Raw genomic sequence first — 24,498 nt, 5'->3', positions numbered from 1 at the left:
ACACTGTGGATGTTACAGATGTATTAAAGTTTAGCTAAAAAAATAATGGGAGGTTAGTCGGTAGATTTTTTATTGGCGTGGAGCGATAGAAATTAAAGGCTGTATTTAGTAGGGTTAGAAGTGTGTTGTGGCTTTATTTTTTTCGTCCTGTAAAATGTTCCATAGTGCTATAAATACCCAAAACGCTTCCCGTAAACCAGTCAAATACATTAACAGACATGATGGCCTGCCCAAAACGCGTGATTCTATAGATGTAACCAGGAATTGTTACCATTTTCTTGTTGTATTCAATAGCTTTAACAATTGTTAGGGCTGCAGCTTCAGGTTCTAGAATTGGAATCTTGGATTTTACACCATCAAACATTCCGGTGCTGATGTAGTAAGGCATGATGGTGGTGACATTCACATTTTTTTCTAATTTTTTCATTTCGAGTCGCAAACTGTCGGACCATCCAATTAATGCCCATTTACTAGCTGCGTATACTGACATTTTGGGGTTGGAAATAAGCCCGCCTGAAGATGCGATGTTACAGATGTGCCCCGAGTTCTTTTGGAGCATATCATTTAAGAATTCTGCCGTGATGAGCATGGGTGCATTCGCATTGATTTCCATTGTTTTGACAATGTCAGTTGTAGAATGGTCATGAAAATATTCGCCCACTATAATTCCTGCATTATTGATAAGGACATCAACGCCGCCGTGATCTTGTTTTACTTTAAGTGCTGTCTCTTTAATTTGTTGGATATTAGAAACATCTACTTGATACCCTGAAATGGAACCTAATTTTGAAAAATCGTTAATTGTTGTGTCGATGCCGTCTTGGTTGATATCCCAAATAATGATTTTTGCCTTGCGCTCTAGCATCAATCGGCCCATGATTTTACCAATTCCCGAAGCACCACCGGTGATAAGAATCGTCTTGTTTTGTAAGTGCATGAATTTGATATTATCCTATTGATAAATATATTTAATTTTTGAACAGTAGTGTGTGCTACAGCATAGGCAATCCTTCCTTTCGATACTTTTTAAAAGTTAAATCATCAGAAGCGAGATCTGTTACAACCGTTTCAATTTCCCCAAAACTACAAACATCATGATTTAAGGTAGCATTGAATTTATTAGGAGTGACGAGAAATACTGTCTTTTGAGATGCATTGATCATGGCTTTTTTGATCATGGCTACCTCATAGCCTTCATCAGTGACGCCTTGCTCTATGCTTAAAGCACTCACCCCAATAAAGCATATATTCGCTCTGATATTTGAAAGATATTGGATCACATCAATTCCGGTGGTCACCATCGCGCTTCTTTGAATTTTACCGCCAATAAAGATGGTCTCAATCAATGGATGCTCCGTTAATTGCATGGCAATAGGCAAACTATAAGTATAAACGGTTGCTTTTAAGTTTTTGGGTAGTAATTTTGCCAAAATTAGGTTGGTTGTCCCACCACTCATAATTATGACCATGCCATCTTCAATTAATTTAATGGCCTTTAGGGCAATTCGAACTTTATTCTCTCTGTTGTAGATGACGTCCTCATTATAATGATATAACTTTTGAACGGTTGATATGGCGCCACCATGTACTTTTGCCAATAATCCTTGGTCATGCAACTCTTTGATATCCCTTCTAATCGTATCTTCAGACACGTCCAGTTTTTCAGATAGGTAGCTGGAACTGACTTTTCTGTTAATACTCACTTCATCAACAATCTTTTGTTGGCGCTCTTTTTTCTTCATCTTTTTATTTCTCTATTCCGATTCTAGCGAAAACTTGATGCATAATAACTGCTCAATATATGCAATAAAATGCAAGAGTCGTCTCTTACTTCTGCATGTAATGATAAAAAAGTATACATTTGAGGATACTTTTATAAAATTTTGTTAAAACTAAGAAATTATGAGCACTTCTCAGAGAATTATTTCATTGGATGTTTTGCGGGGAATGACTATTTCTTTGATGATATTGGTAAATACTCCAGGGAGCTGGAGTTTTATCTATTCGCCATTGAGGCATGCGGTTTGGCATGGGAGTACACCAACCGATTTGGTTTTTCCGTTTTTTCTATTTATTGTGGGGGTGTCACTTTATTTTTCATTTAAAAAGTATGAGAAAGCAGCTTCTAAAGCAGCAATTTCTAAAATTCTGAAACGAACATTTGGTATCTTCCTGATTGGTCTGCTTCTTAACCTATATCCTTATTTCAATTTTGAGAATGTCCGAATCATGGGAGTATTACAACGAATTGCTTTAGCTTATGGTGCAGGGGCCTTGCTATGTGTCAATTTTACTAAACGGAAGCTTTGGATGATCTTGGCGATAATACTCTTTGGGTATTGGGCACTTCTATATTATGGCGGTGGGTTAGATCCGTATGCCTTAGAGGACAACGTTGTCAGAACATTGGACTTGTATGTGTTTGGAGATCAGCATATTTATAAAGGCTTCGGTATTCCATTTGATCCTGAAGGTCTTTTATCTTCCATTCCGGCAGTTGGAACGGTAATTATCGGATATCTTATAGGTGATATGATACACAATACAAAATCTTTAATCTTAAAAATGAAGACACTGTCAGTTTACGGGGCCCTTATGACCATTCTTGGTGGCGCCTGGGGATTGGTATTACCTATAAATAAACCATTATGGACCAGTTCCTATGTTTTGTATACTGCAGGTTTGGCCACATTGGTTTTGGTTGTATTAATTTTTATAATCGACTATAAAAAAACAAGTTCTTGGTCCAGACCATTTGTTCATTTTGGTTCAAATCCGCTATTTATCTTTGTATTTTCAGGAGTTTATGCTAAAACTATCAGTTATATCATTAAGCTTCCAGTGTCAGGACAAACAGATACTATCTCCTTATATCGCTACCTATTCTCTAATGTATTTGCGCCAACTTTTGGTAATATGAATGGCTCTTTACTGTTCGCCATAAGTCATATCATCGTCTTTTGGGCGATATGCTATCTTCTATATAGAAATAAAATCTTTATAAAAATTTAGAAAGAGAGAATGCACTATTAGTGCTGTTAATAAAACATTTCGAGATTTTTGGTTTAAAAACGCATAATTGTGCATAATTAATGCGTGTAATTCTTATTTTTTACTATATTTAATGAAAATTAACTAAATATTAACTGTATGAAAAATTATTGTGGTCAAGTAGTTGTCATGTTGTGCATGTTCATTGGGCAAATGTCATTTGCACAAACTTCGTCAGTATCTGGTGCGGTAACGGAAGTTAGTAGCGGTATGCCTTTAATGGGTGTAAATGTGATAGTGGAAGGAACCTCAAACGGGAGTGTAACAGATTTTGATGGGAAATATACCATTAACAGTGCGAGTGATTTACAAGGTCAAAAGCTTGTATTTAGCTTTGTAGGGTATAAAACGGTTACATTAACACTGTCAAGTAACAATCAAGTGTTGAATGTGAAGATGGAAGAGGATGCAACAAGTTTAGATGAAGTTGTAGTTACCGCTTTAGGAATTAAGCGTGAATCAAAAGCATTAGGGTATTCTCTCACCACTGTAGATGGTGAAGATATTTCTCAGGTTAAAACAACAAGTGCGGTAAACTCTTTGCAAGGGAGAGTTGCCGGTGTTAATGTGTCTACAACCAGTTCTGGTGCCTCGGGTTCTAGTAGAATAGTTATTCGTGGAGCCAGTTCATTAACTGGTAATAATCAACCACTTTATGTGGTAGACGGAATTCCAGTTATTAATAATACAAAAAGTTCAGTGGTAGGTCCTACCAATGACGGTACTGGAGATGGGGGTGATGATATTTCATCATTGAATCCCGATGATATTGAATCAATTTCAGTATTAAAAGGAAGTTCGGCTGCGGCTTTGTATGGTTCTTTAGCGTCCAATGGGGTCATTATGATAACAACTAAATCTGGAAAAGGTAAAAAAACTTTGGGTATTGAATATTCTACTTCATATACATTTGATCGCGTTAACACAGATCTGCTAGACCTTCAAACCACATACGGACAAGGGGATAATAGATTAAAACCTGGTTATGAATATGATGTAAATAACAACCCGATAGAGATTGCAAATATGGAAAATGCTGTAGATGATGCATTTGTTAGCACGCTGCAATCATGGGGTGCAATTATGGATGGATCTATGGTTTACAACTGGGACGGTGTTAAAAGACCTTATGCCTATACAGGTAATAACTTGGATAAGTTCTACCAAACAGGGACCACAGCAATTAATACTTTGGCATTGTCCAAAGGAGGTGATGATTACAGCTACCGCTTTTCAATGTCCAATTTAGATAACAACGATATATTTCCAGGCTCTACTTTAAATAGAAAGTCCCTTTCTTTAAATGCTTCTGCAAATATCAATCCCAAGTTGACCTCTACGGTTAATGCCAAGTATATTATTGAAAAAGTACATAACCGTATCAATATTGGAGATACACCAGGAAACGCAAATACAGTTGCATATGTTTTACCGAGCAGTTTGGATATAAATGACTTGAGACCTGGTTCTAATGAGGAAGGTACTGAACTTAGGTTCCAACCGAGTAATTTTATTTCAAATCCATATTGGGCTGTCAATAATTTTAATAACGACGACAAGAAAAATAGACTAACTGCATCTACCACTTTACGTTATGATATTACAGATTGGCTTTATGCTACAGGTCGTGCCGGTATCGATACTTACGATTTTGCAAGAAAAGCCGTAACCCCTTTCGGTACCACTTACCGCCCGGGTGGTGAATTGAGTCAAGCTAAATCAACTTATACTTCAGTAGATGCTGATATTATGTTGGGTATCAATAAAGAGCTTACGAATACTATAGGAACCAGTTCCATAATAGGAGCCAATTCACGTTCATCTTCCTTTGAGCAGTTAAGTGCTATTGGTAGAGGCTTCATTGTACAAGGTTTGGAAGATTTGAATAACACTACCTTGCCTGAGCCCAAAAATGATTACTACAAAACAAAAACAAATTCGATTTATGGGTCTTTTGAAGTAGATTATAACAAATACCTTTACATAACATTTACAGGTAGAAATGATTGGTTTTCCACCTTGTCTTATCCAGGTAAAGAGACACCAAATAATGATTTCTATTGGTCTTTAAGTGGTAGTTTGCTGCTTAGTGAAGCTTTTGACATGCCTAAATCTATAGATTATTTAAAGTTAAGAACAAGTTATGCTCAAGTAGCTGGTGGTGCGCAAAATGCTTATGCCTTGAATTTAGACTATGCAGTAACGGGAAGCTTTCAGGGCCAATCTTTCGGACAATTAAATGGGAATTCAATCCCTAATCCTAATTTGATCCCATTTCAAAAGGACGAAATCGAATTTGGTTTAGAAGGGCGATTCTTTAAAAACCGAATGAATATAGATGTTGCTTTTTATCGCAATAAAACTACTAACGATATTGTAAGGGCAGCGGCATCACAGTCTTCAGGATTTACATCGTCAATCTTAAATATCGGAGCACTAGAAAATAAAGGTATTGAATTGTTAATTGGCGGGGCCCCGATCAGAACTGAAGATTTTTCCTGGAACACTTCAATCAACTTAGGTTATAATGATAGTGAAATTCTTCAAACTGATGATGAGAACACACCCATTAATGTTGACGGAAGTCAAACACGTTCACGTACAGCTATTATCTCCCATATTGTTGGAGAACACTATGGAGTCATTTATGGTTCGTCCTACAAAAGAGATGCTTCAGGAAATATCTTGTATGATATTACGGGGAGTATACCAAAACCAATCCAAGGCGAAAACAAAATATTAGGTCAAGGTGTAGCACCGTATACTGTAGGGTTCTATAACGCGTTTAGATATAAAAGTCTGTCTTTAGGTTTCTTAATTGATGCTAAATACGGCGGCAGTGTGCACTCAGGTACTAATAGAGAATTGATGTTACGTGGATTGCATAAAAAGACTTTGGAAGGTCGTGAAAATGGATTGGAAGTTTCTGGCATAGATAATGCCACGGGCAACCCGTTTACTATGACGGTTGCTCCTGAAAATTTAAGAACTTACTATGGTGTTATCTTAGAAGAGAGTAGAGGGATTTCTGAAGAGGTTGTCTATAGCACAGACTTTGTCAAATTCCGCGAATTGAGTTTATCTTATAATCTGCCAGGTGATGTGCTAAAAGATCTTTTTATAAATGACTTAAGGATATCTGTAATTGGTAGAAATTTGTTTTTTATCAAAAGAGATATAGATAATATCGATCCAGAAGCAGCGCTTAACAACTTGAATTCTCAAGGTATTGAAAGATTTGGAATCCCATCAACCAAAAGCTATGGGTTTTCTGTAAACATGAAATTTTAAAAAATAGACAAATGAAAAAAATACTGATTTTACTAGCAATAGTTATGATGTTTAGTTCATGTGATGAAGGCTTTGAGGAACTCAACGTGAATCCTACCAAACCAACGCAACTTGATCCTTCCACAAAGTTAACATTCATCCAATTGTATACGGGTGGGAGTAGTTATGTAGCAACCTTATTTTACAATGTGATCCATTTGATGCAGAATGTGCAGCATCTTAACAACACTTCTTATGCCTCATTTTTGTATAAAGAAGGAAACACCCACCAGTTATTTGAAGAGCAATTTTCTAATACGGTTAAGAATGTGGTAGATTTAGAAGAACAACTGAAAACAAGCACCAGTCCAACAGCTCAAACTGACTTGGCCATTGTTAGAGTTCAAAAAGTTTTAATCTTTAGTAGACTTACAGATGCTTACGGTGATATTCCTTATAGCGAAGCAGGCAAAGGCTTTTTAGAAGGCATTCGATTTCCAAAGTACGACAGGCAAAGTGATATATATATGAATATGTTAGAGACTTTAGAAAGTTCTGCAACCATCCTTGGGGAAGGAACTCCTAGTTCTTATGGATCTGCCGATTTGTTATTTGCAGGCGACACTCAAAAATGGAAAAAATTCGCTAATTCATTAATGTTGCGTTTAGCTATGAGGATGGTAAAAGTTGATGATGCTGCTGCCAAATCTTGGGCTACTAAGGCTATTGAAGGAGGCGTAATGACAAGTAATGCCGATATTGCATATACAAAATATGAAAACTCAGCCAGTGATGGCGGACCTAATGTCAATCCGCTAACTAAAAGTTTTACATCTAGGGCGCCAACCCAAGTGAAGATATCAAAGACATTAATGGATTATATGAAAGTTAAAAATGACCCTAGAGTTTCAGTGTTATTTTCAACTGTAGATGGTAATACGGACTTTGCATTGCAATCAGGCCAGGACATTAATGATGCTACTAGAGGGAATGCCAATTCAAAACCAAACATTCATATTTTTGGAGGTTCTGGAAATGTGGTATACGATGCACCGTTATTTTTTCAAACTTACGCTGAGGTTGAGTTTATGTTGGCCGAAGCTGCTGTGCGATGGGGTTTAGCAGGTGCCGATGTTGAAGCGCATTACAAAGCCGGAGTTACTGCGGCAATGCAATACTTATCGCTATATGGAGATAGTGCCATAATTACTACAACTCAAATCGACGCCTATTTAGCAGACAATCCTTTTAAGCCTTCTGAAGCTTTAAAGATGATCAACGAACAATATTGGGTTGCAACCTTTGGTAACGGATTGGAATCCTTTTCTAACTGGAAACGATCTGGATATCCTGAATTAGTGCCTGCAAATGTTGCAGATCTGCTCACTGAAGGTCAAATACCAAGAAGATTACCTTACCCGGGTTCTGAAAAATTAAATAATCCAGAAATGCTTGCAATTGCCATAGAGCAGCAAGGTGGCGACGGTCTATTAACAAGAATGTGGTGGGATAAAAATTAGTATGAAGTGTTTCTTCAATTTTATTTAAAAGCTGAGGTGAAGGACTTTAAATTTCAAACAATTTAGACCTTCACCTTTTTCTTTTGCATCTTGTCATACTTGTTAAATTTGCCCTTGGCAATTCTAATATTTAATGAATGATAAAACAGAACTGCTTACACCGTTTAAAATTTATTAAAGTATTTTTAGAGATTTAAAATATATCACAACCAAATTAACCATTAAAATAAAAACGACACATACACATGAGTGCAACTATAATTCTATTGATAATTGCCGGCTATTTTGGAGTCCTAATGCTGATCTCTCACATTGTTTCAAAGAACACAAGTGAGGATTCTTATTATACGGGAGATCGAAAATCGCCTTGGCAAATTGTTGCCTTCGGGATGATAGGTGCCGTTTTATCAGGGGTCACCTTCGTGTCTATTCCTGGTATGGTGGGCAATAACTATTTTTATTATTTACAGTTTGTCTTCGGGAATGTAGTAGGCTATGTTTTTATAACCTATGTGTTGGTGCCAATCTATTACGATTTAAAATTAGTTTCAATTTATAGTTATTTAGAAACACGTTTTGGGATGAAGACCTATAAAACGGGTTCTATGTTTTTTCTTATTTCACAGTCTTTTGGTGCCGCACTACGATTGATGCTGGCAGCAAAAATTTTACAATATGCCGTTTTTGATGCCTTCAACATTCCGTTTTATGTTACGGTCATCCTTATTTTAGTCCTGATTTGGTTATATACCAATAAATCTGGGATTAAAACTATAGTATGGACGGACACTTTGCAAACATTTTTCCTGCTTTCAGCGGTAGGTATATCTATTTACGTCGTAAACAGTTCATTAGATATGAGTGTGTCAGAAACAATCACATCAGTTACCAATCATGAGTATTTTAAAGTGTTTGATTGGGATTTCAATTCAGGAAATAACTTCTATAAACAGTTTATCTCCGGTGTTTTAATTGCCGTGGCAATGGTTGGGTTAGACCAGAATATGATGCAAAAGACCTTAACCTGTAAATCTAAAGGTGAGGCTCAGAAAAATATTCTGACCTTCAGCATCTTTTTGGCGGTTACCCAATTTCTATTTTTAGGATTAGGTGTGATGTTGTATTTATATGCTGAGAAATTCGGCCTACAATTAGATATTGAAAACGGGAAATTTATCAATACCGATAATTTGTTTCCAATGCTGTCCTTAAATCATTTTGGAATATTTGCAGGGGTTAGTTTTATTTTAGGTATAACAGCGGCCTCTTTCTCTAGCGCCGATTCTGCGCTTACCGCACTCACCACATCGTTTACACATGATTTCCTAAACATAAAATCGAAGAATGCTAAGAAAAAACTACAACTTAAAAATCGCACATTGTTTGGGTTTTCAGCGTTTCTTTTTCTAATAATCATGGCCTTTTCAGAAAGTAAAGGCGATGTGATATCAACTATTTTTAAGGTGGCCGGATACACTTATGGACCATTATTAGGCTTGTATTTATTGGGCATTTTCACAAAAATAAAAGTATATGATGCGGCGGTACCGTATATATGTATTGCCATGCCTCTAGTAACTTATTTTTTAAATTACTTCTTTATAAATTGGTATAACTTTGATTTTGGATTCATGAATATTTTCGTCAATGCCTTTTTAACAATCGTGTGCTTGATTCTCGTAAAGAAAAAGCCACATCAATTTGAAACTTCATCATAATAGCAAATAAAATAATAAACCCTATGGAAGGTAAATTAACAACCGAACAAGCGTCAGATTATAATGACCTTGAGAAAATGAACACATTTGAGTTGCTCTCCAATATGAATACTGAGGATAAAACGGTGCCTATTGCCTTAGAAAAAGCCATTCCTCAAATTGAAAGCTTGGTAGATGCCATATATTCTAAAATGAAAGATGGGGGACGCTTATTTTATATTGGCGCAGGCACTAGTGGGCGTTTGGGCGTGCTGGATGCTTCCGAATGCCCGCCAACATATGGTGTGCCAGATACTATGGTAGTAGGTATAATTGCTGGAGGTGATGGCGCGCTAAGAAAAGCTGTTGAAAATGCTGAAGATAATGCTGAACTGGCATGGGAAGATCTCAAAAAACACAACATTACTTCAAAAGATGCCCTAGTCGGGATTGCGGCTTCCGGTACCACGCCTTATGTGATTGGTGGTGTAAAAGCAGCAAGAGAACAAGGTATCATTACTGGGTGTATCACCTGTAATGCCAATTCGCCGTTATCGCAAGCAGTAGATTTTCCTATCGAATTGGTTGTAGGTCCAGAATTTGTTACAGGAAGTACGCGAATGAAAGCAGGAACAGCCCAAAAATTAGCCTTAAACATGATTTCTACAACGGTCATGATCAAGCTAGGAAGGGTGAGAGGCAATAAGATGGTCGACATGCAATTGTCTAACAAAAAGTTAGTCACTAGAGGCGTTCAAATGATTATGAATGAAGCGCATGTGGATGAAACTACGGCAAAATCGCTGTTAGCTGAACATAAAAGCGTCCGTAAAGCAGTTGATACCTATAAATTGAATAAGAAATGAAAAAGATTTTACGAATAGTCATTGTTGCCATGCTTGTGTTGGCTTCTTGTGCTAAAACGTCCAGTAAACGTCCTGTAGAAGTGGATCATAGAAAGCAATGGGTGGACAGTGTATACAACCAAATGTCACTTCAAGAAAAAGTAGGGCAGTTGTTTATGGTGAGCGCTTATTCCAATCGAGTGGATTCCCATACTGATTCTATTCAAAAACTCATCAATGACTATCAAATTGGGGGGTTGATATTTTTTCAAGGAGGACCAATGCGACAAGCAAAACTAACCAATACTTATCAAGCCTTATCTAAAGTTCCAATGCTTATAGGGGTCGATGGCGAATGGGGATTGAATATGCGATTGGATAGTACAGCAAGGTATCCATACAATATGACCTTGGGTGCGATAACCAATACCAAGATTATTGAAAAGATTGGTCAGCAAATTGGTAAAGATTGTAACCGTATGGGCATTCATATCAATTTTGCACCTGTAGTGGATATCAATACAAATTCTAAAAACCCTGTGATTGGTGTGCGTTCATACGGCGAGGATAAATATAATGTTACCCAAAAGGCGTGGGCATTTACAAAAGGCATGGAAAGTACAGGCGTCATTGGTTCTGCCAAGCACTTCCCTGGTCATGGCGATACTGATACAGATTCGCACAAAACATTGCCAACAGTTGCTTTTTCAGAACAAAGAATTGATTCGGTAGAATTGTATCCGTATAAAGAGTTGTTCAAAAAAGGTGTTGGTGGTGTAATGGTGGCCCATTTAAACGTACCAAGTTTAGAACCTCAATCGGGCTTACCATCGTCATTATCCTATAAAATTGTGACGGAACTACTGAAAGAAAACTTGGGGTACGAAGGTCTTATTTTTACCGATGCATTAAACATGAAAGGTGTAGCCGATTATGGAGAACCAGGCGATATTGACCTAGCCGCATTTCAAGCAGGAAATGACGTGCTTCTTTTTTCTGAGGATGCACCAAAAGCCATCACTAAAATTGTAGAAGCTTACACTAATAAAGAAATTACGGAAGCGCGTTTAGCGTTTTCTGTAAAGAAAATCCTTGCCGCCAAATTCGATGCCGGATTGAATAACTATCAACCAATACCAACAAAAAACCTTATCAAGGATTTAAACGGTGAGGTTAATACGAATCTATATACGGAAGCAATAAGACAAGCGATTACTTTGATAAAAAATGATGATAAAGTGCTGCCGATGAATAAAAATACCGATGAGAAAGTTGCTTTCGTAAAACTGGGTGAAGGTCCTCATGACGCATTTTTAAAGGCCTTAAAATTGAGGACTGAGGTGATTGAAATTTCTAACAAAAATTTGCTCGAAGAGCTAAAAAATTACGATAAAGTCATTATAGGGTACCATCGGAAAAACAGCCGCTTAACCTATGCTATTTCGGAGGACGATAAGAAAGTGATTGAGTCGATAGCTAAAGCACATAAAACCATTCTTACAGTTTTCGCGAGTCAGTATAGTCTAAATGAGACCAATTTAGAGCACGTGGAAGGCATTCTGATATCATATGAAAATTCTGATGTTGCAAAAAAACTGTCAGCTGAAATAATTTATGGAGAAGCAGTAGCGAAAGGGACCTTACCGGCGTCCATTTCTGCGAGCTATCCTGTGCATTCAGGACTAGTAAATTCTTTATAATCTCCATATAAAGGAATATTTAGCCTTTAGATTTTATACTAACAACTTAAAAAATTTAATTTTATGAAATATGCTTTCATATGTTTAATCACTATTTTAGCTTGTAATTCTGCGCCTAAGAAAAATCAAGACAACAATCACACTGGGGCACATACTCCGGCTGAAAATCTTAAGATAGTTACAGGCGCTAATCAGACAGAAGCCTACCTGAAATTGTTGGAAGGTAAAAAAGTGGGTGTTGTTGCCAATCAAACAAGTGTTATTTTTAAAAATGCTAGTCAAGATAGCTATACTCATATTGTGGATTCACTAATAGCTATGAATGTTAACGTAACCACAGTTTTTGCTCCCGAACATGGCTTTCGCGGTACTGCTGATGCAGGCGAATATATAGAAGACGGTGTGGATGATAAAACGGGGTTACCGGTATTTTCACTTTATGGTAAAAATCGAAAGGCACCCCCAGAATTTTTGAAAAACGTTGATGTCATGCTTTTTGATGTTCAAGATGTTGGTGTTCGCTTTTACACCTATATTTCCACATTACATTATGTGATGGAAATTGCTGCGGAACTCAATGTTCCCGTTATAGTTTTAGACCGTCCAAATCCTAACGGTCATTATATTGATGGACCTGTTTTAGAGAGCGACGTTAAAAGTTTTGTAGGCATGCATCCGGTGCCAATTGTTTATGGAATGACTATTGGCGAATATGGAAAGATGATCAATGGCGAGAAATGGCTGGAAAATGGCATTGAATGCGATTTAACTGTAGTGCCATTGAAGAACTATACCTATGCTTCAGAATACGATTTACCAATATTGCCATCGCCAAACCTTCCAAATGCCAAGTCAATTAATTTATATCCGAGTGTGTGCTTTTTTGAAGGCACAACGGTAAGCTGTGGCCGTGGTACTGAAATGCAATTTCAAATTTTTGGAGCACCATATTTACCAAAAGAACAGTTCAATTTCAGCTTTACACCACAACCTAATTTTGGAGCTAAAACGCCTAAACATCAAGGTGAGCTTTGCTACGGTAAAGATTTGAGGGAAGTGGAGAGGCTTAATGAAATTCGCTTAGATTGGTTGATACAAGCGTATAATGGCGCACCAGACAAAAAAACATTCTTTAACGACTTCTTCAAGAAATTGGCAGGAACCACCAAATTACAGACACAAATTGCGCAAGGCATGTCCATTGATGAAATAAAGAAAACATGGCAGTCTGGATTGGAGTCTTTTAAAGAAACGCGAGCAAAATATGTGTTATATGACTAAGTTAAAGAGTGCACCTCTCTATTATGGTTCTGTAGTTGTAGGAATTATTGAAGTGTAAAACATTGAAATACGCAGAAGGCAGCAATATAGTTGCTCGCTTAATTGCCGTTTAAAAGATTGATATTAAACTTTTATAGCTAGTGCATCTTAATAATTGAGGGTATTTAACTTTCAATTGCGATATGCCTAGGGATATCAAAATATGGTTTTTAAATTCAGGGTTTACTACCGCATGGGTAGTTAATACAAATAATCTCCCTATCTTTGACCCCTTCCTATTAATCCACAAGTAAAACGCTATACAAGCGTTAATGGTTATAGTGAATAACCAAATAAAAGATAATGTCACCTTTATTATGAGTCAAAGATTATATAACAATATTGAAATTCAAGAGAAAATTTCAAAAGCCCTTCAAAATTTATCTGATGCCGATTTAGATAAGTTCTGCAGAAAATCGCATTCAAAAGTAGTTTTTGATATAAAAAATCCGTTAGTATTGAAAGTTCCAACACATTTTACGGAGTCAGAAAAAATGAATGCCATAAAGGATGAAAAGGGTATGGACCGTTACACTTGGGCTTATGAATTTGAGAGAAACGGTTTTTTATACGCCATGCATACACAATGGCATGCAAGAAATGATGTTTATGTACAGCGGTGGTTAGCTGACGTAGCCTAGTAATACTGAATCCACCAACTATTTTCATAATCAGCAATAAAAAACGAAGCGACCCATTTGGAGTCGCTTTTTTATTTTTTTTACGTGTGATATCAGGAGTATATAAAAAAAATTGTGTTACCTTAATCAATCCGTGGGATGATCATAAATGGAATTTTAGAATGAAAACCTAATTTTTTAATGATAGGTTCTTTAACCAAATTCTCAATAAAACTATGTTCATAATTAATCATAGCAAGAATATTAATGTCATTATCCTTTATGAAATCAGTTATGGCAATTGCTTTTGAATTGTAATCTGACATCCAATTAAAATTTAAGTCAAAGTCTTCCAATTCTGTTTTTAAACTTTCCAGATTAGAATTTTGAATCTCAGAAAGCGTTTCTTTTTTATTGATATGGAGAATGTCTATAGATGACAGATGCAGCTCGGCTAATTGTTTTACACGCTTTATTTCTTCACCGAAAAATCTATTGAATGCCGTTGGAAACAAAATCTTTTTAGGTGTTTCATATCTACTTTTCTTAGGCACTAGTAATAACGGTGCGCGTCTCACTCTATTTATGACCGTAACGGCATTACTGCCTAAAAATAATTTTTTAGCACCAGTGGCACCCTTTGTACCCATTACCACCAAGTCGATGTTATGCTCCTTATTTGCAAATTCTATAGAGTCCATAAGGGAACCAAAACTGAAAATTGTTTCAAATTCGTGGTCATTATTGGAGCTTTCCTGTTTCGCTTTTTCCTTTACTGCTTCTAGTTGTGCCTTCGCTTCTTCAATTAAGGGATCTATATAGCTTTGAGATATATGCGTTCTCGATCCAGAGTTCAAAAATGTCCAAGCATGCGAAAAATAGAAAGTGCATGGCTTATTGGCATACAATTTTAAGGCGTAAAGCGCAGCACTCCATGCGTTCTCTGAAAAATCTGTTGGTACTAATAGGTGATATCTCATGCTTTTTATCAGTTTATTTCAATGAAATAGAGAGGATTTAATAAGGTTAATGGTTTTGAACTGTAAATTTAAGATTTTAAATGTAAAAGCAAAATGACTTATATCAGGATAATCTGATTAAAATCTAAACTAGCACATATAAAATCTGATTTGTGATGAAAAAGCTATTGTTTAGTTGCCATGACAGGCTTTAGAGCGGTAAGTATTTTTTTGCTTAAGTGTTTTATTCAGGAAAGAAAAGTTTAAAACAATATATTTATATTTATAAAAATTTAAAATATACCCTAAAATGTGGATATCCGTTGTTTATTGAAGCCTTTCCAAAAGGTGTATGGTATTAAAAATTGATTCTTAGGCTCAAGTTTGGTGTTAATCCTAATGAATTATGATCAACTTGAACAGTCGTGTCTAAATTATCTGCATTTACTTTGAAATATCTATTAGTAACGTTTGTCTTGTTAGTAATATTAATCACTCCAGCTCTAATTATGGCACGCACCTTTTCTGCTATTTGTGTCTGAAAATGTAATGAAGCATCAAATCTCATAAAGTCGTCGAGATTCTCTCTATTAGGCGAATCATAATTAACGCTATATGTGTTGCCATCCTTAACAGTTTCTTTATCCTTTAGAGGCTTTGTATAAGGGCTTCCAGAGCGCCATATGCCACCAATGGAAATCTCTAAATTTTTTAATACATTCACATTAATTGCCATTGATATGGAATGCCTGACATCTACATTATGCGGAAATTTTGACGGATTGAATTCTTGAAAATAATAATTGTTTGTACTAAAAGTATAACTTAACCAAGCACTATAGGTGCGCTCTGTCTTGTTTAGTAATAATTCTACACCTTTAGAAGTGTGGCTTCCTTTGGCATTTATAAATTGATAATTATTATAAAATCCTTGATTTGAGGTGGTGATGCCATCCACATGCTTATAAAATCCTTCAACATCAATTAACCAATTATTATTGTGAAATTCTAAACCAAAAGAACCTTGTTTACTCTCAGAAATAGGGGCAGTTATATCGTCAGCCAAAACCCACCTTCTTTTTTCGATACCCAAAAAATTATATTCAAAATCAATAGATTGGTTTACTGATTGATTTTTAAATTCGCCTTGCAATTTAAGCGCCAAATGGGAGTTCAACTTTTGTTTAAAATTAAGGCGTGGCTCAATAATAAATCTAGCAAATTTCTGAAAGTAATTACTTCTAACGCCCACACGTAAATATGTCGTTTTATTATTGTATTCCACTTCACTAAAAAGTGCATGGTTTAGCAACACATCCTTCTTAATGGTCACATATGATGGGGCGTTAACTGTAGTGCCGTTTAACACACCAATTTCACTAAATTGATAGCCGTTTAAGAAATTAAGATGGTTACTGAATTTATAATTTGTTTTTATTTTTACACCTGTTTCTAAAACCTCATTAGCTTGTGTAAGCTGCTGCTTTCGATCAATATTATAATCAATGGCATCTACATTATAGCGAGAGTAAAATGCTGAGATAGACGAGGAAAAATCTGTGTTCCATATAGCATCCCAATGAGCCCCAAACCCTATGTTTTCTTGTTTTAAGATACTGGTTTTAGATACGTTATCTTCAGTGTCATTTTGGTCAGGCTCTTTAAATTCCAATTGATTGCTAATTCCAATGTAATTGGCTCTAAATTTATGACTATCATTTAGGTCATATAATAATTTAGCAGTGTAATCATAAAAATAAAATTCTGATGCATCTCCAGTGTTGTCAATTGGATTTTTTGTAGTAGAAAGTTTGCTATCTTGAAAACTCCTGTCATAGTAATTATTGTAGGTTGGAGAATTGATGAAATCAGTAAAAGAGCGTCTACCTGACAAATGTAACCCTAATCTGTCAATTACAGGAATTTCAAGAAAAGCATCGGCATGAATCAAATTCGCGCCAAAACCACCAGACAGTTCAGAACCAATTTCATTTTTTGTAGACATATTGATTGTACTACTAACGCCATCACTATACTCACTAGAAGTGCCATTTTTGGTTACCACAACACTATTAGTTAAATGAGGATTATATGCGGAAATAAGCCCGAAAAAATGTCCCGCATGGTACATTTTGATACCATCCCATAATATTAAATTTTGATCATTAGTTCCGCCGCGCACGTTGATGTTTGCTATACTCTCATTTACACTCTCCACGCCAGGTAAGGCTTGTATGGATTGTAAAACATCTGGGTCTGTAAGCCCTGGTAGAATTCCGAATTTCTCGGTATTTAAAATGGTGCTCCCATCAATTAATTTTTGCAAACCGGTTGTTAAGAATTTTGAAATAAAAACCTGGTTAAGTACCTGGCTATGTTCTTGTAAGATTATGGTTGTACATCCGTTATTAGATATGCGTAGATTATATGCAGAAATGGTTTGAGAGGTGAATCCTAAATAGGATATGGAAACGAGAGCATTTGCGGATAGGTCTTTCAATTCAAATTTACCATTAACATCTGTAACGGTCCCATTTGAACTATTAGTAACAGCTATTGTGGCTCCAAATAGAGGTGTGTTTAAGTTTTCAGCATACACAATGCCACAAATAGAAATATTCTTATTATTGACAGAAACAGCAATATACCGTTCATCTAAAAATTCAAAATTTAGGTTTGTGTTTGCATTAAGCTGATTGATAATTTGCACTAGCGTAGCAGAATCATGTGGTTGGCCAACCCGTACTTGTTTGACATCATTCACGGAATAGGAAAATTTGATGTCAAATTTAGTTTCAAGTTGTGCTAGTAAGTCAGATAATGGTAATTTGTCCTGCGCATAAACTTCGAAAGACAATAATCCAAATGAGAGAACTATAAAAAGGAATTTAGTTTGACTCATTATTGTAAAATTCCACTGCTTTTCCATCAATTTTAAAACTAATTCTTAAAGGAATAGTTACAGATTGTAATGCGATATTCTTATCTGAATGCGTAAATGTGCCTGTAAATAATTGTGAAGTATTTACTTTTGAAGCGTTTATGCGAATGTCATATTGTACTTCTAACTCTTTTATTACTTGCCACAAAGGTACGTTGCTAAAACTAGACTCATTATTTAACCATGATGGATTTTGAGCATTGAAATTCTCAACCTCACCCATAGTTCCTGCTATAATTTTTATAGATTGGCCTGGGGCTAAAATCTGATATTTAGTATGTGTGTTGACCCTTACTGAGCCTTCATAACAATGAATTTCAAAATAATTTGGACGCTGATTAACATTGAATTGTGTTCCTAAAACTTTAACTTCGCCTTCTTTCGTTTGTACAGTAAATGTACTGCCCTTAGTTACCTTAAAAAAAGCCTCGCCTTCTAAGTTTAAGTTACGATTGTCTTTCCACGCCTTTTTATTAAAGAAAATTTTGGAGTTTGCGTTTAAAACTACTTCCGAATTGTCCGGAAGGGTTAAAGTGTCTGTTTGCGCTATTGTTGTTGTGTACGACGTCATTGTATTGAAAAACAAAAAATAAGAACTTGTTATTAAGACAATAAACACAGCAGCAATCTTAAGAAAACTTTTATAATTTAGAGGGAAAACTTTAGATGTTTGTTTTTGGGAGTTTCTCAATTTAAAAGCATCTAAAGATGCATAGGTATCAACCTTTGGAACTTTGATTTGTTTTGAGTAAAAGTTTACTTTTTCTAAAGTAGAAAAATCATCATTTGGATACTTGTTTGTTAGCTGTTGAAAGGAAAGTTCTCCTTCAAACCACTTTAATATGTCGCGTTCTTTATCCATGTTTATTGATTTTCAATTATAAGACACTTTAATTTATAATAACCCTATTTAATTTTTTAAAATTTTGTTCGATCTATTTTTTCTCTCATAATTTTTAATGCAGCAGACATACGTTTCTCTACAGTTTTTTGGGAAATATTGAGAAGCTCAGCAATTTCTTTGTATTTTTTATCTTCAATCCTGTTCAATAAAAATACCTCTCGTTGGTCAGCACTTAAATCTTCGATTGCAGCAAGAAGCTTTTTTTTAAACTCATCTTCCTCCATTAAATATTGGGGGTTTAAGTTTGTTTGATCTTTATAAGGCGCGGCTTTAGCATATGCTAATACAACTTTATTGTGCCGAACATGATTCAAGAAGAGATTATTAATGGTGGTGAATAGGTACGTTTTGGCTTTGTCAGGATCAATTTTTGAGCAGTTTCCCCAAATTTTTTGAAAAGCATCTTGTACATAATCTAAAGAAGTATCACTATTACCACATTTAAAATATGCAAAATTGCTTGCTGCTTGGATATGTTCTAGATAAAAAGTGTTGAAATAATCTTCTTCACAGAGTTTAGGCTTGGGGGTACTCATGAGATCTATCATATTTAAGATAGGCAAAAATAATATAAAAATAACTTAGTATTTAAGCTTTTGTGCACCAGTATATTAGGAAAAAAACATAAAAAAAATATAAAAAAGTATAGGGTAATTTGAGAGTTAGGGGTTTTATCTATACAAAGCGCACAATGTAGCTTGCTAAAAATCAAATTAAATTAAAACCCAAAAAAAATGAAAATCATGAAAACCTTCAAATCTTTGTTCGCAATTTTAGGTCTGTCAATTATCACATTAACTTCTTGCCAAGATGAAGTAGATGTTAATAATGGCGAAAATCCTAATACAAATTCCTCAACATCTGCTACCGCAAAAAATTTAGAACGGTCAGCTATGCACGATGGTAGTTTTGACGATTTTTTAGATGGAACCTCCTGTTCATCCATTATATTACCAGTGACAGCTACTATTAATAACACACAAATTACAGTTAGAAGTGAATCCGATTATCAATTAGTATTAAATATTCTTGGACAATTTACGAGTGATGCTGTTAATATTAAACTTCAATTTCCATTAAAGGTAAGATTGAGCGACTATACACAAGTTACAGTTGCGAATCAAACAGAATATAACGCTTTAATAAGTGCATGTGAGACCGCGGAAAATCAGGCGAAATCGGCAATTAATTGTTTGGATATTCAAATGCCAATTACAATTTTGACCTATGATTTAAAAGCGCAACAAACTGGCAGTGTAGTAATTGAATCAAAACAAGAATTATATACATATATAAACTCTTTTGATAATACAGCGTTATTCGCTATTAAATACCCAATTAAAGCCGCAGTTAAAGGGGAAGGAAGTGCAGTAGTCGAAATTACAAGTGATATGGATTTGCAATCTCGTATTTCAGAATGTTTAGAAACAGAAGCAGTTAAGGAGGATGCTTCGCAAAACGCCAAAAGTTTAGAAAATATATTAGTTAATGGGTTATATAAGGTAGATTCTTATGTGCAATCAGGAACTGATACCGCTAATGCCTATGCAAATTACACCATTAACTTTGCAAATGATCTTTCTGTTACAGCCAAGAATTCAGTTAATCCTACACTAGCAACTGTTAATGGAAGTTTTAAAGTAGTTTCAGAAATAGATGTGTTCTTAAATATAACTTTTTCTAGTAATACAGCTTTTATGGCACTTAATAAATCATGGAAGGTAACGAGTTATTCTCAAACTTCTATTTCACTACAAAGTAAAACTGATGCTGCTGTAAAATTAGTTCTGTCCCAAATTTAATTTATTAAATTGCACCATTATTTATGTTATGTTAAAAAAACAGCTGTCAGAATTAGACAGCTGTTTTAAAAATCCTTAAAAATTGAAGAAATGAAATTCAAACAAGTAGTCCTTATGTTAGGGATAATTATCCTAAGTGCATGTTCAGAAGATGGTGTAATAATTAATGAAGAAAATGGTGTTATTCAATCTGTAAACAGACAAAGTACTGGGAGTTCAGCAAATGATTTGCTATCTGATGTCAAGTTTACAAGTATGATTATAGAGGTTGTATATGTTGATGGTTATGAACCTTCACAAGCATCCATAAATAATTTAAAATCTTTTATAGAAAAGCGAACGTTTAAACCTCAAGGAATTGTCGTGGAAAAACGCGCAATAGCTTCTCCAAATAAAACGAGATATAGCATTAATGATATCGCGGATATAGAAAGACAACACCGAAAATATTATAATACAGAAAATAGAATTGCTGTATGGGCTTATTTTTCTGACGGAAAATCTGATAGAGATTCAACTGCTGATGACACTGTGGTACTCGGAACGGCTTATTGGAATACCTCCTTTGTAGTGTTTCAAGAAACCTTGAACAATTATAGTAATAGCCCGTTAGAGCCTAGTCGTTCATTGTTGGAAACTACTGTTATGACACACGAGTTTGGACATATTTTTGGACTTACAAACCTAGGAAGTCCTATGCAAACAAATCATGAAGATGGTGCACATCCTAAACATTGTAATAATGATGATTGTTTGATGTTTTGGAAGTCAGAGTCTGGAGCAGGAATTTTTGATATGGCTAATATGAGTGCTGCACCGAGCTTAGATGCAAATTGTATTGCTGATTTGAGAGCTAATGGTGGCAAGTAACACGAAATAAAAATTATGAATAGAAACAAAATATACAATATGAAATCACTTTATATCACAATTATTGTCACATTAACTTTTGTTATGCATATTGCTGCCCAAGAAAAGGTAGCTTTAAAAGATACGAATACTTCAAACGTTGGATTAAAATTAGGTTATAATTTGGCTGCAGTAAGTTTTGATGAGGACTCAGAAACAGGTCAGCGTCATGGTTTTTTTGCAGGATTTTATGGAGAGTCCTTTCTTATAAGTGCTGTGGCTATACAAGTGGAATTAATGTATTCTCAACAGGGTTATCAGCTTAAAGATAATGGAGGGACATTTACACAAAAGTTAGATTATTTGAACCTACCTGTATCACTAAAGATATATCCTGCCAATCATTTTTATCTAGAAGCAGGGCCACAAATTGGCTTGGCTATCTCTCATAAAGAAGAGTATGATAGCAACTTTGGGCTTTTTGATACATCACGTGAATTGGAGCCTGAAAAATTTGATTGGGGATTTAATTTTGGAACTGGATTTAAAACTGAATCAGGAATTAGTTTAGGTGTAAGATACCATTTAGGTATGGGAAGCATTTATGATGAAGGAGATCCAAAAAACCGTGTGTGGCAGTTCGCAGTAGGGATAGATTTCTAATAGATTTTTTAATTGGGAATTTAACGGCTCAAACTTAAGGCAGTGCAGTTGTGTATGAAGTTGCAATCTTGAAACCATATATTTAAAATTGGATGGATCTTATTATAAAAGATATCCAAATAGAGCCACATCTTCCGCAAAAATTATGGTAAGTACGCCTATTGAACGATTAAATATGCTGTAAATTTTTTTCAATTTAATTCAGCACTTACTAGCTACTTTACGATACCCACTCATAGTACTGTAAAATAAGTACTTATAAAATTTGAAAGTATGTTAGTAAGTGTTTTTTTGGTTTTCTAAATTGATGCTCCTGAAAATAAGTTTGTCATTCTAGAAGATCACTTTACATTTAATTCCCCTTTATTCGTAACCATAAATCGGACATCAATTTCTTGGCGTCTCGTTGTGTTTTTTCCTGTTCTATAAAAAACACATCACCTTGATGGTCAGACACAATTTCATATTGAAATACAAAATCTTGTGTTCCAGCATCCATGCTTAATAAACCGAAGCGTAAATCGTTAAATAATAGCTTACCATCTTTTTCTGTTATGGTAAACCAACCTTTAGAGATGGCAATCATCCGTTGCACATTATCCTGGTTTATGAGGTTGCCTAATAACTCATGATTTTTTTTGTAAATTTCAAATGAGATGGGTTGGGTGTCAAAAAATGAATAATACCCTAATAAATAAGCATCATCAGTTTCAACATTGGCACTCCATAATATGGTATTAAGAGGAGAGGGCCTCGTGTCAATTTCCTTATAAGCAATTTGCTGTTGCAGCAATGCCGATTCAAATTGATTGTACGCCATCCATTTTAATAAAAAGGTGAAAAGGAGGTAAGTACTACTTATTAATAACCCGGTGGTATTATACAACCTCCTTTTTTTAGAGCTACGGTGCTGAAACATGGCTAGGACTAAAAACAGTAGAAAAGGCACAGTGTACAGCGGATCAATGACGAAAATGGTTTTAAATGCTAATCGTTCATCTAATGGCCAAAATAGTTGTGTACCCCAGGTTGTGTGAGCATCTAATATGGGATGTGTAATGAATGCCCCAAAAAACAGCCATGACCAGCTTTTAAAATCCTTAAAACGTTCATAGCGTGATACAATCCATCCGAATATAGGAGCAAAAAGCAGAGAAAATACAATAGAATGTGTAAACCCTCTATGTATCTGCAGGGCTGTAACAGTGTCAGTAAAGTAGGAAGAAAAAATGTCTAAGTCAGGAATAGTTCCGGCAATGGCACCATAAAACATGGCTTTGTTACCTACCTTCTTTCCTAAAATAGCTTCCCCTACAGCAGCCCCTAAAACAATTTGTGTGAGTGAATCCATAATTTCTGCAAAAGTAAGTGAATTAATACAGATAACCATCAGCATTCAAATTAGGTTTCTAAATATGCTTGGTAGGGGTAATAATATCAGAACCAATAAATTGGAAGGCAATTATAAGATGCTTTCCTAATTACTATACATATAACTTAAAATCTGAGCGTAGATTTGATGCTGCTGAGAAATCTTAGTTGCAATTTTAAGTAAAAACAAAAAATCGACAAAACGCTTGTTTTTTTCGTTTAATTACATAAATTTGTGATTGCAACCCTTAAATTTCCATTATGAAAACTAAACTTACTATACTTAGTGTTGCTTTTCTGTTAATAACAAGCTCTGGTTTTGCACAAAAAGAACCACAGAGTATTATTAGCGGTAAAGTTTCTATCGCAAAGTATCACGATCGCGCTGACTTGGACAAGTTGCCTAAGGGCGAACTATTAACCTTATATAATGAACGCATTGAAGTGATCGTGAAGATTCTTCCAAATATCGCTTTTGCCACAAAACCTGGGGTAACAATGACATCATTGGGGATTCCAGATACAAAGGATAATCGGAAAGCATTAGAAGAAAATATAAAGGCCTCACAAACCTATTTTGACAGTACTATTGAATTTCAGAATAAAGTTTTGCCATATTCGGATAAAACCAATCTAATTTCTGCCATTTTATTTTATGAAGAAACATTGAAATCTCTTCATACGTATAGTGAATTTAATAAATATTAATGCTAACAAGATACAGTCTTGCAGTATAATTTATTTGCTAATAAATGAACTAGGTTAACCGCTATAAGAATCTCAGAAATCTTTCTGAGATTTTTTTTTATGACTATTTAAATCATAATTCTGCATTATAAATGACTGTCTTTAAAATTTCAATGGTCTAAACTAATGTTTTATGTAAGAATAATCTTGTTAATATATTTCATTTCATGCATTTCAACGACTATATTTGTATTTGGTAGGATTTATACATATGTTTGATTTAAAGTTAATGAATCCAA

General features: G+C 35.1%; 20 protein-coding genes. 13 read left to right on the top strand and 7 right to left on the bottom strand.

Going from position 1 to position 24,498, the window contains the following annotated elements; translation table 11 throughout:
- Positions 1–133 precede the first annotated feature (133 nt).
- Positions 134–937 (bottom strand): SDR family oxidoreductase, encoded by an 804-nt coding sequence (locus BXY82_RS11655; RefSeq protein WP_133758356.1) that lies wholly within the window; start codon positions 935–937, stop codon positions 134–136.
- 55 nt (positions 938–992) lie between these two features.
- On the bottom strand, positions 993–1,742 hold the full coding sequence (locus BXY82_RS11650; protein ID WP_133758355.1) for a DeoR/GlpR family DNA-binding transcription regulator: 750 nt from the start codon (positions 1,740–1,742) through the stop codon (positions 993–995).
- Positions 1,743–1,902: 160 nt separating this feature from the next.
- Between BXY82_RS11650 and BXY82_RS11645 the strand changes: the two genes are divergently transcribed.
- The 8 genes from BXY82_RS11645 (at position 1,903) to BXY82_RS11610 (ending at position 14,044) form a co-directional block, all read left to right on the top strand.
- The gene (locus BXY82_RS11645; RefSeq protein WP_133758354.1) at positions 1,903–3,012 is read left to right on the top strand and encodes an acyltransferase family protein; all 1,110 of its coding nucleotides are present in this window, start codon (positions 1,903–1,905) and stop codon (positions 3,010–3,012) included.
- Positions 3,013–3,150: 138 nt separating this feature from the next.
- Positions 3,151–6,342 carry a SusC/RagA family TonB-linked outer membrane protein gene (locus BXY82_RS11640; protein WP_133758353.1) on the top strand — a complete coding sequence of 1,064 codons (3,192 nt, stop codon included), beginning with the start codon at positions 3,151–3,153 and terminating at the stop codon, positions 6,340–6,342.
- Positions 6,343–6,353: 11 nt separating this feature from the next.
- Positions 6,354–7,841: a SusD/RagB family nutrient-binding outer membrane lipoprotein gene (locus BXY82_RS11635; protein ID WP_133758352.1), complete on the top strand. Its 1,488-nt coding sequence runs from the start codon at positions 6,354–6,356 to the stop codon at positions 7,839–7,841.
- Between the two features lie 245 nt (positions 7,842–8,086).
- Complete coding sequence (locus BXY82_RS11630) at positions 8,087–9,559, top strand: sodium:solute symporter (protein WP_133758351.1); 1,473 nt, start codon at positions 8,087–8,089, stop codon at positions 9,557–9,559.
- Positions 9,560–9,582: 23 nt separating this feature from the next.
- Entirely contained in the window at positions 9,583–10,404 is an 822-nt protein-coding gene (gene murQ / locus BXY82_RS11625) for an N-acetylmuramic acid 6-phosphate etherase (protein ID WP_133758350.1), read from the top strand.
- Complete coding sequence (locus BXY82_RS11620; RefSeq protein ID WP_133758349.1) at positions 10,401–12,083, top strand: glycoside hydrolase family 3 protein; 1,683 nt, start codon at positions 10,401–10,403, stop codon at positions 12,081–12,083. Before murQ ends, BXY82_RS11620 begins: the two co-directional genes overlap by 4 nt.
- 63 nt (positions 12,084–12,146) lie before the next feature.
- Positions 12,147–13,364: an exo-beta-N-acetylmuramidase NamZ family protein gene (locus BXY82_RS11615; protein WP_133758348.1), complete on the top strand. Its 1,218-nt coding sequence runs from the start codon at positions 12,147–12,149 to the stop codon at positions 13,362–13,364.
- A 356-nt stretch (positions 13,365–13,720) separates the two neighbouring features.
- Positions 13,721–14,044 carry a hypothetical protein gene (locus tag BXY82_RS11610; RefSeq protein ID WP_133758347.1) on the top strand — a complete coding sequence of 108 codons (324 nt, stop codon included), beginning with the start codon at positions 13,721–13,723 and terminating at the stop codon, positions 14,042–14,044.
- A gap of 122 nt (positions 14,045–14,166) precedes the next feature.
- Here the strand turns inward: BXY82_RS11610 and BXY82_RS11605 are convergent, their stop codons facing one another.
- The 4 genes from BXY82_RS11605 to BXY82_RS11590 form a co-directional block, all read right to left on the bottom strand.
- On the bottom strand, positions 14,167–15,003 hold the full coding sequence (locus BXY82_RS11605; RefSeq protein WP_133758346.1) for a universal stress protein: 837 nt from the start codon (positions 15,001–15,003) through the stop codon (positions 14,167–14,169).
- Positions 15,004–15,340: 337 nt separating this feature from the next.
- Positions 15,341–17,884, bottom strand: a complete 2,544-nt coding sequence (locus BXY82_RS11600) for a TonB-dependent receptor plug domain-containing protein (protein WP_133758345.1) — start codon at positions 17,882–17,884, stop codon at positions 15,341–15,343.
- Positions 17,871–18,785: a FecR family protein gene (locus tag BXY82_RS11595; RefSeq protein ID WP_133758344.1), complete on the bottom strand. Its 915-nt coding sequence runs from the start codon at positions 18,783–18,785 to the stop codon at positions 17,871–17,873. The genes BXY82_RS11600 and BXY82_RS11595 overlap by 14 nt, the downstream gene beginning before the upstream one ends.
- A 56-nt stretch (positions 18,786–18,841) precedes the next feature.
- Positions 18,842–19,363, bottom strand: coding sequence for an RNA polymerase sigma factor (locus BXY82_RS11590; RefSeq protein WP_133758343.1), 522 nt, complete (start codon positions 19,361–19,363; stop codon positions 18,842–18,844).
- Between the two features lie 207 nt (positions 19,364–19,570).
- On the opposite strand from BXY82_RS11590, the gene BXY82_RS11585 reads away from it, so the two are divergent.
- The 3 genes from BXY82_RS11585 to BXY82_RS11575 all read left to right on the top strand — a co-directional run bounded on the left by BXY82_RS11585 (position 19,571) and on the right by BXY82_RS11575 (position 22,141).
- Positions 19,571–20,629 (top strand): hypothetical protein, encoded by a 1,059-nt coding sequence (locus tag BXY82_RS11585; RefSeq protein WP_133758659.1) that lies wholly within the window; start codon positions 19,571–19,573, stop codon positions 20,627–20,629.
- A gap of 90 nt (positions 20,630–20,719) precedes the next feature.
- On the top strand, positions 20,720–21,499 hold the full coding sequence (locus tag BXY82_RS11580; protein WP_133758342.1) for a membrane metalloprotease: 780 nt from the start codon (positions 20,720–20,722) through the stop codon (positions 21,497–21,499).
- Between the two features lie 39 nt (positions 21,500–21,538).
- The gene (locus tag BXY82_RS11575; protein ID WP_133758341.1) at positions 21,539–22,141 is read left to right on the top strand and encodes a porin family protein; all 603 of its coding nucleotides are present in this window, start codon (positions 21,539–21,541) and stop codon (positions 22,139–22,141) included.
- A gap of 352 nt (positions 22,142–22,493) precedes the next feature.
- Here the strand turns inward: BXY82_RS11575 and BXY82_RS11570 are convergent, their stop codons facing one another.
- The gene (locus BXY82_RS11570; protein ID WP_133758340.1) at positions 22,494–23,492 is read right to left on the bottom strand and encodes a metal-dependent hydrolase; all 999 of its coding nucleotides are present in this window, start codon (positions 23,490–23,492) and stop codon (positions 22,494–22,496) included.
- Between BXY82_RS11570 and BXY82_RS15465 the strand changes: the two genes are divergently transcribed.
- Both BXY82_RS15465 and BXY82_RS11565 read left to right on the top strand, forming a co-directional pair.
- Complete coding sequence (locus BXY82_RS15465) at positions 23,479–23,622, top strand: hypothetical protein (RefSeq protein ID WP_166643294.1); 144 nt, start codon at positions 23,479–23,481, stop codon at positions 23,620–23,622. The genes BXY82_RS11570 and BXY82_RS15465 overlap by 14 nt on opposite strands.
- A gap of 151 nt (positions 23,623–23,773) precedes the next feature.
- Positions 23,774–24,220, top strand: a complete 447-nt coding sequence (locus BXY82_RS11565; RefSeq protein ID WP_133758339.1) for a hypothetical protein — start codon at positions 23,774–23,776, stop codon at positions 24,218–24,220.
- The last annotated feature ends 278 nt before the right edge of the window (positions 24,221–24,498 follow it).

The sequence above is a fragment of the Gelidibacter sediminis genome (genome assembly GCF_004364975.1).
Taxonomy (GTDB): Bacteria; Bacteroidota; Bacteroidia; order Flavobacteriales; family Flavobacteriaceae; genus Gelidibacter; species Gelidibacter sediminis.
This window is presented reverse-complemented; position numbering and strand designations above follow the sequence as displayed.